General features: G+C 71.8%; 19 protein-coding genes. 9 read left to right on the top strand and 10 right to left on the bottom strand.

The window, feature by feature from the left end:
• Positions 1-4: 4 nt before the first annotated feature.
• The gene (locus J3P30_RS03740; RefSeq protein ID WP_210479589.1) at positions 5-1,447 is read left to right on the top strand and encodes an NAD(P)-dependent oxidoreductase; all 1,443 of its coding nucleotides are present in this window, start codon (positions 5-7) and stop codon (positions 1,445-1,447) included.
• Positions 1,448-1,824: 377 nt separating this feature from the next.
• Here J3P30_RS03740 and J3P30_RS03735 read toward each other — a convergent pair whose 3' ends face one another.
• Positions 1,825-2,628 (bottom strand): substrate-binding domain-containing protein, encoded by an 804-nt coding sequence (locus J3P30_RS03735; RefSeq protein ID WP_210479588.1) that lies wholly within the window; start codon positions 2,626-2,628, stop codon positions 1,825-1,827.
• 423 nt (positions 2,629-3,051) lie between these two features.
• Here J3P30_RS03735 and J3P30_RS03730 point away from each other — a divergent pair, with 423 nt between their 5' ends.
• From J3P30_RS03730 to J3P30_RS03720, 3 genes are all read left to right on the top strand, one after another.
• A complete protein-coding gene (locus tag J3P30_RS03730) occupies positions 3,052-3,441 on the top strand; it encodes a hypothetical protein (protein ID WP_210479587.1) in 390 nt (129 codons plus the stop codon).
• Entirely contained in the window at positions 3,438-3,887 is a 450-nt protein-coding gene (locus tag J3P30_RS03725) for a hypothetical protein (RefSeq protein ID WP_210479586.1), read from the top strand. The genes J3P30_RS03730 and J3P30_RS03725 overlap by 4 nt, the downstream gene beginning before the upstream one ends.
• A gap of 159 nt (positions 3,888-4,046) precedes the next feature.
• Positions 4,047-4,922, top strand: coding sequence for an SDR family oxidoreductase (locus J3P30_RS03720; protein ID WP_210479585.1), 876 nt, complete (start codon positions 4,047-4,049; stop codon positions 4,920-4,922).
• Between the two features lie 84 nt (positions 4,923-5,006).
• On the opposite strand, the gene J3P30_RS03715 is transcribed toward J3P30_RS03720, so the two are convergent.
• Positions 5,007-5,666 carry a TetR/AcrR family transcriptional regulator gene (locus J3P30_RS03715; RefSeq protein WP_210479584.1) on the bottom strand — a complete coding sequence of 220 codons (660 nt, stop codon included), beginning with the start codon at positions 5,664-5,666 and terminating at the stop codon, positions 5,007-5,009.
• 102 nt (positions 5,667-5,768) lie between these two features.
• Between J3P30_RS03715 and J3P30_RS03710 the strand changes: the two genes are divergently transcribed.
• From J3P30_RS03710 to J3P30_RS03700, 3 genes are read left to right on the top strand one after another with little or no spacing between them, the layout of a single operon-like run.
• Positions 5,769-6,671, top strand: a complete 903-nt coding sequence (locus J3P30_RS03710) for a CPBP family intramembrane glutamic endopeptidase (protein ID WP_210479583.1) — start codon at positions 5,769-5,771, stop codon at positions 6,669-6,671.
• Between the two features lie 16 nt (positions 6,672-6,687).
• Positions 6,688-7,056 (top strand): GerW family sporulation protein, encoded by a 369-nt coding sequence (locus tag J3P30_RS03705; RefSeq protein ID WP_210479582.1) that lies wholly within the window; start codon positions 6,688-6,690, stop codon positions 7,054-7,056.
• Between the two features lie 35 nt (positions 7,057-7,091).
• On the top strand, positions 7,092-7,379 hold the full coding sequence (locus J3P30_RS03700; RefSeq protein ID WP_210479581.1) for a 2TM domain-containing protein: 288 nt from the start codon (positions 7,092-7,094) through the stop codon (positions 7,377-7,379).
• A 30-nt stretch (positions 7,380-7,409) separates the two neighbouring features.
• Here the strand turns inward: J3P30_RS03700 and J3P30_RS03695 are convergent, their stop codons facing one another.
• Entirely contained in the window at positions 7,410-8,222 is an 813-nt protein-coding gene (locus J3P30_RS03695) for an alpha/beta fold hydrolase (protein ID WP_210479580.1), read from the bottom strand.
• Positions 8,223-8,314: 92 nt separating this feature from the next.
• On the opposite strand from J3P30_RS03695, the gene J3P30_RS03690 reads away from it, so the two are divergent.
• Positions 8,315-9,304 carry a glycerophosphodiester phosphodiesterase family protein gene (locus tag J3P30_RS03690; RefSeq protein WP_307807389.1) on the top strand — a complete coding sequence of 330 codons (990 nt, stop codon included), beginning with the start codon at positions 8,315-8,317 and terminating at the stop codon, positions 9,302-9,304.
• Positions 9,305-9,383: 79 nt separating this feature from the next.
• Here J3P30_RS03690 and J3P30_RS03685 read toward each other — a convergent pair whose 3' ends face one another.
• The 6 genes from J3P30_RS03685 to J3P30_RS03660 form a co-directional block, all read right to left on the bottom strand.
• The gene (locus tag J3P30_RS03685) at positions 9,384-10,208 is read right to left on the bottom strand and encodes an ABC transporter permease subunit (protein ID WP_210479579.1); all 825 of its coding nucleotides are present in this window, start codon (positions 10,206-10,208) and stop codon (positions 9,384-9,386) included.
• A gap of 22 nt (positions 10,209-10,230) precedes the next feature.
• A complete protein-coding gene (locus J3P30_RS03680) occupies positions 10,231-11,145 on the bottom strand; it encodes an ABC transporter ATP-binding protein (RefSeq protein WP_210479578.1) in 915 nt (304 codons plus the stop codon).
• Positions 11,142-11,600, bottom strand: a complete 459-nt coding sequence (locus J3P30_RS03675; RefSeq protein WP_210479577.1) for a cupin domain-containing protein — start codon at positions 11,598-11,600, stop codon at positions 11,142-11,144. Before J3P30_RS03675 ends, J3P30_RS03680 begins: the two co-directional genes overlap by 4 nt.
• 97 nt (positions 11,601-11,697) lie before the next feature.
• A complete protein-coding gene (locus J3P30_RS03670; protein ID WP_210479576.1) occupies positions 11,698-12,069 on the bottom strand; it encodes a DUF2510 domain-containing protein in 372 nt (123 codons plus the stop codon).
• Between the two features lie 180 nt (positions 12,070-12,249).
• Positions 12,250-14,532: a helix-turn-helix domain-containing protein gene (locus J3P30_RS03665; RefSeq protein WP_210479575.1), complete on the bottom strand. Its 2,283-nt coding sequence runs from the start codon at positions 14,530-14,532 to the stop codon at positions 12,250-12,252.
• Positions 14,533-14,641: 109 nt separating this feature from the next.
• Entirely contained in the window at positions 14,642-15,277 is a 636-nt protein-coding gene (locus J3P30_RS03660; protein WP_210479574.1) for a hypothetical protein, read from the bottom strand.
• A 114-nt stretch (positions 15,278-15,391) separates the two neighbouring features.
• Between J3P30_RS03660 and J3P30_RS03655 the strand changes: the two genes are divergently transcribed.
• Entirely contained in the window at positions 15,392-15,598 is a 207-nt protein-coding gene (locus J3P30_RS03655) for a hypothetical protein (protein ID WP_210479573.1), read from the top strand.
• A gap of 70 nt (positions 15,599-15,668) precedes the next feature.
• Here the strand turns inward: J3P30_RS03655 and J3P30_RS03650 are convergent, their stop codons facing one another.
• Entirely contained in the window at positions 15,669-17,114 is a 1,446-nt protein-coding gene (locus J3P30_RS03650; RefSeq protein WP_210479572.1) for a hypothetical protein, read from the bottom strand.
• Positions 17,115-17,234 lie beyond the last annotated feature (120 nt).

Raw genomic sequence — 17,234 nt, 5'->3', positions numbered from 1 at the left:
GAGCATGCGGCGCAAGAAGAAGATCTTCCTCACCGGGGCCGCGGGCAACTGGGGCCGCTACATCCTCCGCGAGCTCGCTGAGCGGTCCGAACGATTCGATGTCGTCGCCCTCGTCCTGCCCTCGAAGAAGGACACCGCGGCCATCCGCGAGTTCGAGGAGATGGAGACCCTCGACGTGCGCTTCGGCGACCTCACCGACTACGCGGCGGTCGAGGCCTGCGTCCGCGACGCCGACTACGTGCTGCATGTCGGCGCCGTCGTGTCGCCCTTTGCCGACGATCACCCCGAGCTCGCTCACCGGGTGAATGTCGGAAGCGTGCGGAACATCATCCGAGCCGTACGGTCGCAGCCCGACCCGTCCGCGGTCGGGGTGATCGGCATCGGCACGATCGCCGAGACCGGCGACCGCAACCCGCCGCACCACTGGGGCCGGGTCGGCGACCCGCTCCGCGTCGCCCGATACGACGAGTACGGGCAGAGCAAGATTGTGGCCGAGAAGGAGCTCGTCGACTCCGGCCTCCCCAGATGGGCCTGGCTCCGTCAGACCGGCATCTTCCACCCTGGCGTCCTTGAAATCCGCGACCCGATCATGACGCACTCGCCGTTCGGCGGAGTCATGGAATGGGTCTCCGTCGAGGATGCCGCCCGGCTGTTGGTGAACGCGTGCGAGGACGAGGTTCCCGCCGAGTTCTGGGGCGGGATCTACAACATCGGCGGCGGCGAGGACTGGCGGCTCACGAACTGGGAGCTGCAGACCCGGATGACCGCCGCGCTCGGCGTTCGTGACGTGAAGAAGTGGTACGACCGCAACTGGTTCGCGACCCGCAACTTCCACGGCCAGTGGTACACCGACTCGGACCGGCTCCAGCAGCTCGTTCCCTTCCGAAAGGACACCTTCGAGGGGGCGCTGCAGCGCGCGGTCGACGCGAATCCGAGGCTGAAGATCGCCGGCAAGGTCCCTGCCTGGGTCGTCAAGAACCTGGTGCTAAAGCCGCTCACCCTTAAGCCCCGCGGGACCATGAGCTTCATCCGGGACGGGAACGAGGAGAAGATCGCGGCGTACTTCGGCTCCCGCGCCGAATGGGAAGCGATCGGCGACTGGTCCACCTTCTGGCCGCCCCGACCTGACAGGACTCCGTCCTACCTCGACCACGGCTACGACGAGGACAAGGACCCGTCCGAGTGGACGGTGCTCGACATGATCGAGGCCGCGACCTTCCGTGGGGGACGGCTCCTCTCGGACGCCATGACGCCCGGCGACGTCGCGACACCCCTTCAGTGGGAGTGCGTGTTTGGCCACGCCTTCGCCGGCAGCCCGCGACTCGTCCTCACCGCGGGACACTGGTGCCCTACATGTGTGTGGGACACCGAGCACTACGGCGAGCAGGCCCGGCGCAATCCCTTCCTCGCTCAACTGGAGCTGTTGGAGGTGGTGGAGCCGGCCTGAGGCGGCCAACGGGGTCCGAGCGGTCGCCCATCGACCGCCGTCGGCTGACGGCGCTCCATCGCCTCGAGAGGCATCCTCAGAAATGGGAAGGCGCGACTCCTTGATGGCCATTCATTGGCCATTTACTCGGCCGAGACCTGCCAAGAGTGCCCCGAAGCGGACTAGGCTTGGCGAACATCAAGCAGGAACCGGTTCTGGAGAACACCAGGTCAGCCTGGTCTTTCCCAAACGTAAGCGCCCGCGGATTAGTCCGCAAAAAGCCCAAATCCCCTCCGGGCGGTTACGGGTTCAAGTCCCGTAGTCGGCTCAGGAACCCCAGGGATGCCGTTCTGCCATCCGATCGTGCGGCGGAGACCCGCGCGCAGGCCCGGCGGGCGTCAGACGGCGGGGGCGGTCGACTCTCGCACCTCGAGGTGAGGAGTGATGGTGCGCTGCGGGACGGAACCGCCTTCTCGGATCCGCTGCAGCACCATGTCGACGGCCACCTCGCCGAGCTGCACGAAATCCAACGTGACGGTCGTGAGCGGAGGGGCGTAGAAACGGGTCTCCGGCATGTTGTCGATGCCAACGATGGAGTAGTTGCGGGGAGCTTCGAGGCCACGGGCGCGCATCGCACTCATGAACCCGGATGCGATCGCATCGTTCGCCGCGAAGACCGCCGTGAAGTCCCGCGGGTCCGCGGAGGTGCCGATCTCGAATCCGGCGTCCGCGGTCCAATCGCGACCGCTCACGGGCAGAGGAGAGAGACCGTGCCGGGCCAGCGAGTCGCGGTAGCTCGCCTCGCGCTGCGCCGGTTCGATGGTTGTCGGGTCGCCGGAGACGTGCAGGATCCGTCGATGACCGAGGCCGATGAGATGCTCCATGGCCAGCGTGCCGGCGCCGTACGAGTTCCCGCGGACGGAGCTGTCGGTCGTGTCGGGATGCTCGGAGATGACGACGACCGGAACCTCGGTGACGAGGTCGCTGAGCAGCTTCTCCCCGCCGGCATAGGGCGTTCCCACGACCAGGCCGTCCACACCTGCGCGGAGCAGGTGGTCGACGGCGGCCTCGACCTCCGACGGGAAATCGGGGTCGTTCACGAGGATGTCGAGCTGACCGATCACCAGCGTGAACCCGGCCCGGCGCACGGCCGCCGTCATCCCCTCGAGGATCGACCAGACTCCGAAGTTCGGGTGACCCATCGCGATGATTTCGATGGAATCGGCCCGGTTGGACTTACCCTCCCGCTGGGCATCCTGAACTTCTCCGGCCGATTCACGACCAACTACAACGGTCTGGCGGCGGCGATCCTCATCGGGATCCTTCCGATCCTGACGCGTACGCACTGCTCCAGCGCCACATCGTGTCCGGTCTCACCGCCGGCGCAGTCAAGGGCTGAACCGCCCCTCGAAAGGAAGTCCAATGCCCGCTGGGCCTGACCGTTCAGGTGTTGCCGCGCCGGCGAGGCCGGCGGCGCAGGTCGAGCGCATGACGCCGCCGTAGGATCGAGCAGGAGCGACACCGATCGTGCCGCTCCTCCTCGATCGCGGCTGCCGCGGCCTCGTCGGTGTTCACCGCGTGGTCGCATCGGGCCGGAGATGACCCAGCGCCGGGCGACGAGGTAGATGAGCAGCAGCGACGCCATCGCCATCAGGTGGGCGGCGGATGCCGTCGTGCAGCTCCTCGTGAACCGGCCAAGGATCATGAACTGGGCGAGCGGCAGCGTCCTCGCCGGAGGACTGCAGGAGGACGTCGACCGCCGATGCCCGCTCGCTCTCCCGCCCGGCGTCCTGGCACCCGGGGTCGCCCACGAGGGGCGGGACGCTCGCCCCGAAGGCGACCACGCCGGACGCGTCGCCGTCGCAGCGGTGTCATCCGGCCACCCCGATGGGCGCCGCTCGCCGCCGGTATCGCCGTCCTCGTGGCGATCCTCGTCGGCATCGGCACGGGGCAGGCGTCCGGCGGACTCCTGTGCGTGGATGAAGCGGGACGCCCGGTCGACCCTGGAGCGGTGATCGGCGGATACTCGGGCGAGCAGCTCGACAATGCCGATGCGATCATCGATGCCGGCATCGCGCTCGGGGCGCCGCGCGAGGCGCGGGTCATCGCCGTGATGACGGCCATGGGAGAGTCCGGGCTCCGGGTGCTCGACCACGGTGACGCTGCCGGCCCGGACAGCCGGGGCCTCTTCCAGCAGCGCGACAACGGCGCATGGGGCACGCTCGAGGATCGGATGGATCCCACGACGAGCGCCGAGAACTTCTACCGGGCCCTCCTCAGGCTGCCGGACTGGCAGTCCCTCGAGCCGACCGTGGCGGCTCATCGTGTCCAGCGCAACTCCGACGAGGATCACTACGCGCGGTATTGGGCCTCCGCCGACGCCGTCGTCACGGCGCTCTCCACCCGCACCCTGCGCTGCGGCGACGGCCTGGTTCGGGGTTCCGACGGGCCGCGCTCCTGATTCGCCCCCGCACGCGATGACTGCTGCGTCGTGCGACGGCCGACGTCGTGCAGGGGGTCTGCGCCGGGACCTTCTGCTCTCCTGACCTCGCGCGGCGTCGCCCTACCGTGACGGGATCGACGGGAGCCGCGAAGGCGGCGGGGAGCAGCGGAGGGACCGATGATTCTCGTAGTCGGAGCGACGGGGTCCTTGGGCGGGCGGGTCTGCCGCGGCCTGCTGGAGCGCGGCGAAGAGGTGGGCATTCTGGTGCGCGAGGGCAGCGACTACGGCGCGCTGGTGGACGCCGGTGCCCGCCCGATCGTCGGGGATCTCAAGGACCCGGCGTCGTTGCGGCGAGCGTGCGACGACGCACGAACGGTCGTGACGACCGCGAACTCGGCCGGTCGCGGGGGCGAGGACACGACCGAGACGGTTGACCTCCGCGGCAACGCCGCGCTGGTCGATGCCGCACGCACTGCCGGTGTCGCACACTTCGTGTTCGTGTCCGTGCTCGGCGCAACCGAGGACAGCCCGGCGGAGTTCGTCCGAGCCAAAGCGCTCACGGAGCGTCGGATCCGCGAGAGCGGAATGGCGTACACGATCATCCAGCCGAACTTCTTCATGGACGTATGGGTGCCGATGCTCGTCGGGCTGCCGCTGCAGCAGGGCCGCCCGGTCCTGCTGGTCGGTCGCGGCGATCACCGGCACAGCTTCGTCGCGTCGGCCGATGTGGCGTCGCTCGCGATCGCCTGCGTCGGCGAGGCGGCCGCGTCCGGACGCACCCTCGCGCTGTGCGGGCCGGAGGCACTGACCTGGACGGAGGTTGTCGCGGAGGCGAGCCGGATCCTCGGGACGACGATCGAGGTCGAGTACGTCGCGCCAGGGACGCCTCTGCCGGGACTGCCCCCCGTAGTGACTGCTCTGGCCGCCGCGCTGGAGACCTACGAGACGGTGCTCGACACCAGCGAGGTGGCGCGCGAGTTCGGCGTCGAGCGCACGCACCTGCGGGACTTCCTTCGGGCGATGCTGACGCCTGCACCCACGGAGAAGCAGTAGCCGCGACCGCCATGCTCGAGCAGTCACCAATCCTTTCGGCGTCCCGGTCCGCGCGAACACGCCGCCGGCAAGGCGCCGAGGCGTTCAGCTGCCGCCTGCGGCTGTGATGTCGGCGAAGCCGGTCAGGATCAGTTCGAGGCCGTACTCGAACTCCTCGGCGTCGTGCTGCTCGGCGAGGCTGGGTCTGATCTCCGCGACGGTCGGCAGGTGCTTGTCGAGCGTCGCGGCATGGAGGGTCTCCCGCCGAGCTCCCGGGGCGGCAGCAGCCGAGGCGGTCGCGTAGTAGCCGTTCATCTCGATCGCCAGGGTGCCGAACGAGTAGGCGGCGAGTGCTCGATAGGAGCGGGCGATGCTCTGGTCGTCGAAGCCGGCGCGACGCAGCGCTCGGAAGCCGGCCTCGACGAAGGCGAGAGCGTCCGGCGTGGTGGGCGGATACTTGATCGCGAGCGGGGCGGCGTTGATGTGCCGATGGCAGACCTCGCGGTAGGACCACATGATCCTGCGGACCACCTCTCGCCAGTCCAGACCTTCGTCGCTGGGGGCATCGACCTCGGACAGGATGAGCTGGGCGACCCCGGCGAGCACCGCTTCCTTGTCCGTGAAGTAGGTGTAGATGGACATGCTGGTCGTGCCGAGGCGCTGGCCGAGCTTGCGCATGCTCAGTCCGTCGATGCCGTCTTCGTCGATGAGGCCCAGCGCTTCCTCGGCGATCCGTCGTTCCGTGAGCTTCTCCCGCTCGGGCATAGTGCCTCCTCGCGCCGATGCCCGTACAGTGTACATCCGGCCCTTTACGGTGGAAAGCTACGGCGCTACGGTGTACGCCATCCCTCGTCAGAAGGAGGAGCTATGGCGACCCTCACAGCCACCCCGCCGGCGAGCACGGGCACGCGCCGCGGTCGCGTCCTCGCCTGGACGCTGATCCTCTCGGGGAGTGCACTGCCGCTGATCCTCTGGCGCGAATGGACCGGCGGCGAAACGTTTTGGCCGGCCCTGGTCCAGGTGCTCGTCCTCGGTGCAGGGACGCTCGCGGCGCCGCGTGTGCCGAGGCTGCGCCCACTCGCGCCGGTCCTGGCCTGGATGCTCGCGATCGCCGCCGGCTGGCACCTCGTCTTTGCCGTGCTGCATGGTCTTCCCGCCTGGGACGCCTGGCAGCACAGCGTCCCCTGGGTCGCTCGCGGCACTGTGGTACAGGCGTTGGTGTTCATCCCGACACTCCTGCTGATCGGCCTCGGCGTGGGCAGGCGCAGCCGCTCGGACCTGCGCCTCACCTGGCACGGCGGAGCCGCTCCCGCCGCGCCCGACCTGATCTCCCTGGGACGCCGCACACGATGGTCCGTCCTCGGTCCGGTCTGGGCGGTGCTGATCTCCATCGGAACGCTGACGGCGATGCTGATCGCGCTGCCGCCCGGCCCCGACGCGCTCGCCACCCTGCTTCCGGCACTGCCGATGGTGATGATCCTCGCCGCGACGAACACGTTCAACGAGGAGTTCCAGTTCCGCAACGTGCCGCTGGCCTTCCTGCCGGGGCTGTACTCCAGGATGCCCGCGCTGCTCATGACCGCCGCCGTGTTCGGGCTGGAGCACTTCTACGGCAACCCGCCTGGCGCCTCCGGCGTCGTCCTGGCCGCGTTCCTCGGCTACGTCATGGCCAAGAGCGTCGTCGAAACGAACAGCTCCCGCTGGGTCTGGCTCATCCACTGGCTCCAGGACGTCATCATCTTCTCCTTCCTCGCCATGAGCTGGAACTGACCAGAAAGGACCACCGATGAGCACCGACAGCACCACCGCGAACTACCCCGCCTTCCTGCAGGCCCTGGCCGAGAAGCTCCACCTCTCAGGGCGAGCGGACACCGTCTTCGGTGAGCCCCGCGAGGTGGCCGGCCGCACGTTCATCCCCGTCGCCCGCGTCGCCTACGGACTCGGCGGCGGCTACGGCAAGCCCGTCACGAGCGAAGGCGGGGACACCGTTCCGCAGAGCGGTGGCGGCGGCATTCAGACGACTCCGATCGGCGCCATCGAGATCACTCCGAGCAGCACGCGCTTCATCCCCACTCCGACGCCCGCCGCGCGCCTGCTCGCCCTGCTCGCCGCAGCCGTTGCGGCAGGGGTGCTGCTCGGCCGCGCTGCACGCTGAAAGCCCGACGCGCACACGAGGGGAAGGACCCGAGGATGAACCTGACCATGAACGAGGAGAGCAGGGCACGCGAGTACGCGCACGCGCGGCTGAAGGCGAGGCACGATCTCAAGGTCCTCGCCGCCGTATGGGCGGGGGTGACCGCGCTGCTCGTCCTCGTCTGGTCGATCAGCGACCCCGCTCAGCCCTTCTGGCCGCTCTGGCCGATGCTCGGCGTGGGCATCGCGGTGGCAGTCACCGCCTTCAAGGCCTATGGACCCCCGATCGGCCTCATCACGGAGCGGGACATCGAGGCCGAAGTCGAGCGCCTGACCCGGAGCTGATGGGGCGACGCGGGGCGCACGAGGTGACGCCTATCCGCCCTGCTCGCCCGGCCGTCCTCCTGGACGGATGTGAACGGACTCCGTCAGCTCCAGGAGCACCGTCGCGAGCTCCCGGGGGCGGGTCAGCATCGCGTCGTGCCCAGCCGAGAGCAGTTCGCGGTAGCGGAATCCGTGACGGCGGGCTCGCTCGCCTGCTTCCACGAACCAGGGTGTGTCCGTGGAGCGGATGAAGCTGCGCTCCACACTCTGCGGCACGCCGGTCGATGAGGGCAGCGGCTCGGTGAACGTCTTCAGCGGGTGATCGCCGAGACGCCGATCGACCCAGGCCGCGTCTGTCTCATCGGTCACGCCGAACTGGGCGGCCGTGACCGGCGGCGGAATCCGCCAGCCGTCGGCGCTCGCCGGCGGCAGCGGGGCGTAGTCCGCCAGGGCCTTGCCCTCCTCCGGCAGGAACGCGTCGAGGAAGATCAGTTGCGCCACCCGATCGGGTGACTGGGCGACGGCGCCCGTGATCACCATTCCGCCGTAGCTGTGACCGACCAGGACCGCATCCCGGAGGTCCTCGTACTCGAGGAGCGCCGTGAGGTCGCGGACATGGGTCGAGAGGTCGACGTCCGGTGTCAGCAGGTGCGCACGGTCGCCGAGGCCGGTGAGCGTCGGCGTGAAGACCTGGTGGCCCTCGGCGCGCAGGATCGGGGCGAGTCTGGTCCAGCACCATGCACCGTGCCAGCCGCCGTGCACGAGCACGAAGGTGACCGGATCCGCCCGGTGCCCGTTCAGCGCAGCGACGCCAGCGGAGACCGGATCGGCGGCCGGCGTAGAAGCGGTCTCAGCGCTCGTCATGGCTGCAAGGATGCACGAACTCGCTCCGGGGACGCGAGGGCGAGCCGATCCTGGGGCCTGAGCTCCGCCCGGTGTCCCGTACGGTGGCTCCCGTGAGCGCACCCCCTCTCGTCATCGCGCATCGGGGAGCCAGCGGCTACCGTCCCGAGCACACCGCGTCCGCCTACCGGATGGCGCTCGCGATGGGAGCGGACGCCATCGAGCCGGACCTCGTGGCGTCGCGGGACGGGGTCCTGGTCGTGCGGCACGAGAACGAGATCTCCGGCACCACCGACGTCGCGTCCCGCCCGGAGTTCGCATCGCGGCGCACCAGGAAAGTGATCGACGGTGTCCGCCACACGGGGTGGTTCACAGAGGACTTCACGTGGGCGGAGCTGGCGACGCTGAGGGCGCGGGAGCGCCTGCCGTCGATCCGGCCCCGGAACACCGCGTTCGACGGTGCGGAGGGGTTGCTCCGCTTGAGCGACGTCATCGCGCTGGCGGAGCAGTCCGACCGGCCGGTGGTGGTCGTCGCCGAGCTCAAGCATCCGACGTACTTCGCGTCGCTCGGTCTGCCCCTCGATGAGCTGTTCGCGCAGGAGGTGGGGGGCTGGGCGACCGACGCGAACCTGGTGGTCGAGTGCTTCGAGGAGGATGTCCTCGCCGGAGTGCGCGCGAGGGGAGTGCCGGGCCGGCGGGTGTTCCTCGTCGAGGCGCAGGGGGCGCCGGCCGACCACGTCGCCCGGTTCGGCTCCGCTGCGCGCACGTTCGCGAGCTATCTCACGGACGAGGGCCTCGCCGGACTGGCGGGCACCGTCGACGTCGTGAGCGTGAACAAGGGGCTCCTGCTGCAGGAGGACCGGCGCGGCAACGTGACCGGCACGACCGACCTGGTGGAGCGGGCGTCCGCGGCCGGGCTCGAGACCTTCGTCTGGACGCTGCGCGCCGAGAACGCGTTCCTCGGTCGCAACCTCCGCCGGGGCAGGGAGCCGAGCGACTACGGCGACTGGATGGCCGAGTACCGCCTGATCTTCGGGACCGGCGTGGCAGGGGCCTTCTGCGACCACCCCGACCTCGGGATCCAGGCGCGCGACTCGCTGTAGCCGTCACCGGGAGCGGGAGGCCAGCAGGCGCGTGAAAGGCCCGGATCCTGGCGGATCCGGGCCTTTCTGCTGTCCGCGCTCAGATGTCGCGGCGCTTCCAGAGGACCGTGGCCACCACCGCCGAGACGGCGACCCAGGCGGCGAGGATCAGCCCGCCGGTGAGGAGGGTTCCGCCGCCGACCGTGTCGATCGGCTGGGACAGCGCGGCGGCCGCCGAGGTCGGGAGGACCTGGCTCAGCGGGCTCCCGATCACAGGGATCATCGGCAGGATGACCGGGGCGATCAGGAGCAGCGACAGGACCGCGCCGGCGGCGCCCGCGGTGTTCCGGAACAGGGAGCCCAGCGCCGTGCCGAGCACGGCGATCGCCGCGGACGACACCGCTCCGCCGAGGACCACCTGCGCGCCGACCGCGGTCCAGAGACCGTCGCCGAGGCCTATCCCGGCGAGGCCGGGCTGGACGACGGCGATGGTCACACCGGCCGCCAGGAGCCCGACGACGAACCCGGCCGCGGCGCTCAGCAGGAGCTTGGCGACGAGGACGGGGGTCCGCCGCGGCACGGCCGCGAGCGTCACGGCCAGGGTCCCGGTGCCGCGCTCGCCGCTGACGAGGAGCAGGCCGAGGAGTGCGACCAGTGCCGGGACGACCGCGAACGTGAAGGACAGGACCGAGAGCGCCGGCCGCTCCCCGAAGTTCTCGAGGATGAGGGCGCTGGGGTCCTCGCCCTCGAGGGGTGCGACACCGATGACGAGCAGGACCGTGCCGGCGAAGAACGCGGCGAGGGCGAGCGTCACCGCGGTCGTCCATCTGGTCGCGTTCACGGTGGCCGCCTTGATCCATTCGGCGTGGAGGAGGTGGGGCAGGGAGACCCGATGGGTCGTGGGGGTGGAGGTGAGAGTCGACATGTCGGTATTCCTCATCGTGTCCTCAGGCACCGGTGGTGGACCGGTACTCGAGGCTGGAGTGGGTCAGGGAGAGATAGGCGTCCTCGAGCGAGGCGCCCGTGGTGGAGAGCTCGTCGAGGTGGATGCCGGCCTGCGCCGCGAGGAGAGCGACCGCCGCGGCGTCCGCTCCGGCGATCTCGAGCGTTCCGCCGCCCACCTCGGTGGCCGAGGCGCCCGGCGTCGCGGCGACCGCCGTCGCGAGCCGCTGGGGCTCGGGCGTGCGCACCCGGACGGTCGTGTGCGAGGTCGCGGCGATCACGTCGGCGAGGGGCGCGTCCGCGATCATCCGCCCGCGGCCGATGATCACGAGGTGGTCCGCCGTGAGAGACATCTCGCTCATCAGGTGCGAGGAGAGGAACACGGTTCGTCCCTCCGCCGCGAGCCGGCGGAGCAGCGTCCGGACCCAGATCACGCCGTCCGGGTCGAGCCCGTTGATGGGCTCGTCCAGGATGAGCGTGTGCGGGTCGCCGAGCAGGGCCGCGGCGATGCCGAGCCGCTGCCGCATCCCGAGCGAGAACTTGCCCGCTTTGCGCCCGGCGACCTCCTGGATCCCGGTGAGCTCGAGGACCTCGTCGACGCGGCGGCGGCCGATCCCGTGGGTGGCGGCGAGGGCGCTCAGGTGCGCTCGTGCCGACCGTCCGGGGTGGACGTTCCCGGCGTCGAGCAGGACGCCGAGCTCGTCGAGCGGGGCGCCGTGCTCCGCGAAGGAGCGTCCGTTCACGGTGACCCTGCCCGAGGTGGGGCGGGCGAGGCCGACGATCATGCGCATGGTCGTCGTCTTCCCGGCGCCGTTCGGGCCGAGGAAGCCGGTGACCACCCCGGGACGGACGGTGAAGGTGAGGTCGTCGACGGCCGTGGCCTCGTCGAACCTCTTCGTGAGGTGATGGACCTCGATCATGAGAGGGGACTCCTTGTCCTATGGATGTTGATGCTGTCGGGGACGGGAGGATGGGGCGGCTCGACGAGCTCGATGCCCGCTGAGAGGTCGGCGGTTCCCGGTGAGCACCCGGGAGTGGTGACGAGGACGAGGCGCGAGTCCGAGCTCATGGCCCGGAGCGAGCGCAGCACGCCGCGCGGGACGAAGAGCACGGATCCCGCGGACAGCTCGAGAGGCGCGTCCGCGGTCTCGACGGTGGCGAGGAAGGACCCCTCGACCACGTAGAAACACTCGTCGAGCTGGTGGTGGACGTACGGCGGACGGCTCCAGTCCGCGGCCGCGGTGAGCTCGAGGACGCTGAACGCGCCGCCGGTGGAGCTGCCGTCCACCTTCCGGACGAGGGCCTCGTGCCACGGCGTCGCGACCGGGACCCCGGCTCCTGAGGGCCGGAACGCCGGCATCCGGGTGAGCGTCATGTCGGGCTCCTTCCTGCTGTTTTCGGTACTGATCAGACTTCCGGGGACGCTCGCGCGTCACCACGGACACGACCCGCACACTGCCCGGACAGCTGGATCAGGGTCGTGCGGCGGCCGGGTCGGCGTTCTGGACACGGGCGGCGCTCGCGACGGCGCCGCTGTCCGCGGCGCCGGGGAATCCGTCACGATCGGCCGCGAGGCCGCCGAGGACGACCCCGGCGAGGAGGGCGCCGACGGACCACAGCACGAGGGCGAGGAGCGGCACGCGCGGCTGGGGACGGCTCCGGTGGGCGGCGGATGCCGGGGCCGGCTCCGTTCCGACCTCCCGGTACCGCTCGGTCCAGGTGCTGCCGTCCCAGTAGCGGTCGGTCCAGGGGTCGCTGGTCGGGTACCACCCCGCGAGGCCGGGATGGTCCGCGCGGGCCGGCGCCTCGTGGGCGACGTCCGGGCGGTGGAGGGTGAGGCTCATGGGATTCGGCTTCCGGTGTGCGTCGCCGGCCGGGGATCCGACCGGTGGCATCACGATGGCCCGGCGCTCGCCCGGCCACCACGGACAGCTACCCGCACATCGCCGCTGTGGGAGAGGTGTCCGGGCAGCTGCCGGCGCAGGACTCACACCGAGGGCCCGCGCGACGGGAGCAGGCGGCAGTCAGTGCTCGGCGAGCAGCCGCTTCAGGTCGTCGAGCGCGAGGTTCGCGCCCTCCGCGTAGGCCTCGGCATAGGCCTCCGGGCCGAGCGCCGCCTCCACTCTCGAGCGCGTCTGCTCGCGCATCGCCGGGTCCGGCTGGTGATAGCTCGCGTCCGCCGCGAGAGCCGACGACCGGGCCCCTTCGGCGGCGCCGCTCAGGAGGGCGCTCCGGCGCCAGCCGGCCCGCTGGCACTCGATCACCGCGAGCAGGTCGAGCGCGTGAGCGAGGTTGACGTTGTCCCGATTGAGCGCGGAGATCTGGATGCTCTCGAGCAGCGGCGTCTCCGCATCCGCGGGGTTGCCCTCCTCGATCGCGGCGTGACCGAGGTTGAACAGCGCGGCGCTCAGCATCGCCGGATCGCCGTGCCGGCGCGCGACCGCGAGGACCTCCTCGAACACAGGCTGCGCGCGTTCACCTGCCGCGCTCGCCGCGATCCCCGCCCAGATGCTCGCCATGAAGGGCAGCCGGTCGTCCTCTGCGGTCCGGCTCAGCTCGATGGCCTGCCGGATGACGTCGGCCGCGCCCCGGGCATCGGTGGGGGCGAGGACGAGGCCGGTCCCCGCCAGGGCGTACGCCTCGGTCACCTGGTCGCCCCGAGCCCGGGCGATCCGGAGAGCCTCCTGCCAGGACTCCCCGGCGCCGCCGAAGTCGTGTTCGGCGTAGCACATGCTGCCGTGGATGAGGAGTGCTCGGGACCGGTTCTCCTCGCCGAGGTCGAGCGAGAGCAGGCTCTCCAGCCGCCCGCGCCCGCTCTCGGCGGGAGCACCCAGCCACCAGGGGAGCCAGGGGACCCATGCGGCGTAGGCGAGCCGCGCGGCGAGCTGCCCGTCGCCGGTTCGCAGGCACCAGTCGAACGCGGCGCGGACGTTCTCGGTCTCCCAGTCCGCGCGATCCCCTGGCACCGGCGGATTGTGCTCGAGGACGTGGAGGGCGAAGCGGGCGTGCTCCAGGCCGGCCACGGTCTCCTCGTCGTGCTCCCGGAGCAGGTCGCGGGCGTACTGCTGGACCGGCTGCAGCATCGTGTAGCGGGGTGCGTCGCCGCCCTCGGTCACCACGGTGAGCAGCGAGTGCTCGGTCAGCTCCTCCATGCCGGCGAGGACGCGCCCCCGCCCGACGACGGGGGTGAGGACCGCCTCCGCCTCCTCCAGCGTCGCGCCGCCCTGGAACACCGAGAGGCCGCGGAACGTCGCCTGCGTCGGCTCGTCAAGCAGCTGGTAGCTCCAGTCGAGCACGGCCCGGAGCGAGCGCTGCCGCTCCGGGAGGTCCCGGGCCCAGCCGGTCGCCAGCGCCGCGTCCAGGTTCGCCAGCAGCTGCCGGGGAGGGAAGGCGGGGACCTTGGACGCCGCACACTCGATGGCGAGCGGGAGCCCGCCGAGCCGCCAGGTGATGGACGCGATGTCGGCGGCGGTGGCGGGGGAGAGCGCGAAACCCGGCTGCACCGCACGAGCCCTCTGCAGGAACAGCTTGCCGGCCGGGGACTCGCTCACCTCGTCCGGCGAGGGCGACCGTGTGGACGCGGGCAGCTGCAGCGGACGGACCGGGACCTCCACCTCGCCCCGCAGGCGGAGGCGGGCCCGACTCGTGACGAGGATCGTCAGGGACGGGCACTCGGCGGCGAGCTCGGCCACGAGCGGTGCGGCGTCCATCACGTGCTCGAAGTTGTCCAGCACGAGCAGCATCGCCCTCGATCCGATGCGGGCGCCGAGGTCCCTACCGGATCCGCCGGGCGAGCCGCCCAGGGACGAGAGCACCGTGGGGGCGACCAGATCGGCATCCGGCAGCGAGGCGAGCGCGACCGCCGTGACGCCGTCGGGGAACAGCGTCTCGCCTCTGCGGGCGACCTCCGCCGCCAGCCGGGTCTTGCCGACGCCGCCCGGTCCCGTGAGGGTGATGAGTCGAGCGTCGCCGGTCGTGAGGAGCGCCGTGAGCTGGTCGAGCTCGCCATCACGGCCCACGAGCGGCGTCGGAGGAATCGGCAGCCGGGAGCGCCCCGGCGCTGCGGGTTCTGCCCGCGCAGGCTGCTCGCCGTCCTCGCGCGCGGCCGCGACGAAGGAGCGGCGCTCCGCTTCGTCGAGGCCGAGGGCGTCGGCGAGGCTCCGGAGGGTGTGCGGATACGGGCGGGTGCGCGTACCGCGCTCCAGCGCGCTCACCCCGTTGGCGGTCATCCCGGCCCGCTCGGCCAGCTCCTCCTGGGTGAGTCCGCGCGACTGCCGGAGCGACCGCAGGCGCGCTCCGAACGACACGTGGACTCCTCCGGCCGATGGTGGGCATCACCATACCGGCGACGCCGGGACCGTCGCATCCGTCCCCACAGCGGGGATCCGGCTCGCCGAGCCGGGCGACGCCGAAGGGTCACCGGCTAGCTCGGGTGCCTGGGTGCTCTCCGGATTCCCGAGGCCGGTACGGCTCCTCCTGCACGGCATGGGCGAGTGCCAGCTTCAGCACGAGGATCACCGGCAGCCACCAGAACCCGTATGGAGCGGGGACCAGCGGGCCGGTGACGGCGACGAGGGTGCAGGCGAGGAGCGCGACCGGCCGCTGCAGGTAAAGCGGGGAGCGCCGGACGGCCACGACGGCGGCCAGGGTGACGAGGTACCAGAGCACTCCCCACCAGAGCCCGGGTCCGGGGAAGAGGAGCGCGATCAGCACCGGCTGGAGGTGCAGTGCGGTGAACAGCACGTGGCGCCGGACGAGGCGGGCACTCGCGGGCTCGGCGACGTCCGGCTCAGGCGAGAAGTGGTCGCGCTTGGCCGAGTTGAGGCCGTTCGCGACCACCCCGCCGGCGAGGTCGGCGACGAGGACCGCGGCGAGGACGTACTGCCAGACCGCCCAGATGTCCGAATCCGTGGCAGCGACGACGCCGAGGACGACCACGACGGCGCCGGCGGCTCCCGCGAGGGCCAGCGCCTTCTCGACAGGCCGCGCGCCGGAGCCGAAGAGCGCGTCCGGTCTCCCGGCCGGACGCCTCCAGTCCACCTGCGACTCCATCCGCATCACCTCCTGGGCACCGGGATCAAGGATGCAGGGTGCGCGGCGGACGGGGGACGGCTCTCCCCAGTCGACACGCGGCCAGTGCTGCCGCCCTCACCTAGGCTCGTGCCCATGTCGGCGCCGCCTCCCGAGTTCGAGGAGACGGAGGTGGGCCGCGACGCTCACCCGGCCGGCCTCCAGGCCGCGCTGCTGGTCGCGCTCCTCGCCGTCGTGGCGGCCGCCGTCATCGCCGGCATCCTCCTCGTGTGGGGCGCGATCCAGCCCGTCCTTCCTCCTGCGCCGGCACCCGTCGCGAGCACGACCGCCGCGCTCGGCTGACCGCCCGCCGGCGTGCCGCGCCGGACCGTGAGTAGGAACCCCGCGGCGGGGGAGCAGGCCGGCCCGAGCCTCAGTCGAAGAGATCGCCGACGTCGCCGATGCCGTCGAGGAGGCTCCCGATCGCCAGGCCGCCGAGGACGCCCCCGAGGACCGGGGGAGCGCCGAGCCCGGGACGGCCTCCCCCCTGCCGCCAGGCTCCGGGGGCGGGGCCCCGCTGCAGGTCGGCGCGGGCGGCGGCCGAGGCATCGGCCGCGAGAGCCGCGGCGCGACGGGCGCGGGCGATCGCGGGCTCCGGCTCGCGCTCCTCGGTCAGCCCCGCGAGCTCCCTCTCGGCGGTCGCCAGCAGGGTGCGCGCATGCGGTCCGACCGAGGCGCCGTAGTCGGTCACGAGCTGCCGCGCGACGGCGAGCTGCCGCTCGGCGTCGTCGATCGCGGTGACCAGCTGCGTCCGGAGCCGCTCCTTCCGCTCCGCGCGTCCGGCGCGCTCCGCCACCGCCTCGTCGAGGGCGGTGTTGGCGCTCCGGACTGCGTTCAGCGACGCGACCGGGTCGACGCGCGCCCCGGGGGACGGGAGGGCGGCGAGCGCCTCGTCCAGCGCGGTGATCGCCGCCTCGATCGCTCCTCGGCGCTCCCCCTCGGGCAGGGCGCGTGCGGCGGCGAGCTCCTGGCGGGACTCGGCCACCATGGCGGCCAGTGTCGCCTCCGCCTGGAGCGCCTCGACCTCGAAGCGGTCGACGGCGGCGAGGAGCTCCTCCGCCCGGCGGATCGTCTCCGCTGCGGCCTGCGCCGCGGCCACCGCCTCCGACTCGCGGGACGCCCCGAGCCGGGACTGCGCCACCTCGAGGCTCCGCTCGGCGAACGACAGCAGCCGCTCGGCCTCGTCAGCGTTCCCGGAGACGGGGATGAGGGCCTCGCCGGTGTACCGCTCGGCCAGGGCCGCGAGCGTCGCCCGCGCCTCGGGCACCGCCTCGCGAACCCGCCCGAGCTCCGCCCGCAGCTCGGCCACCTGGGCCGGAGTCCTCCGGGCGGCGGTGCGCCGGGCCGCGAGCGCGGCGTTCTCCTCAGCGAGCGCCTGCTCCGCCGACCGGCAGAGCGAGACGATCCGCTCGCTCCACTCCCGGCGCTGCGCCTCGGAGTCCGGGGCGGCGTCGGTGAGCAGCTGGTTGAGCTGGAACGCCTCGGTGAGCCGCTGCCGGCCCCTCTGCAGCGCGGCTCGGAACGGCGCCGCCGCCTCCTCGCCGAACTCCGCGATCGCGAAGCCGAGCTCGTCGTCCGCGAGGCGGAGCCGCTCATCCGCCTGCACCAGCGCGGAGCCCGCCGATCGCTGCAGCTCGTCGACCTGACTCCGGCGCCCCTCGTCGACCTGACTCCGGCGCCCCTCCTCCACTCGGGGCGCTCGACCCTGGGCGGCCCGGATCCGAGCCGCGGAACGGCGGGCTCGCCCCGAGAGGACGAGGACGACGGCGAGGACCACCACGGCGACCGCGGCACCGGCGATCAGCAGCGCGGAATCCATGCTCGGATCCTAGAGCGGAGCCTGAAGCGGCCCCTGGATGTCGCCCGTCTCCTCGCCTCGCCTGGCCCCTTCTCAGGACGGTGTTACCGAACCGGGATCACCACGTCCTGGACGGAGCCC

The organism is Naasia sp. SYSU D00948, from assembly GCF_017916515.1.
GTDB lineage: Bacteria > Actinomycetota > Actinomycetes > Actinomycetales > Microbacteriaceae > Naasia.
Note: the sequence above shows the minus strand (reverse complement) of the source record. Positions and strands in the feature narration are given on the sequence as shown.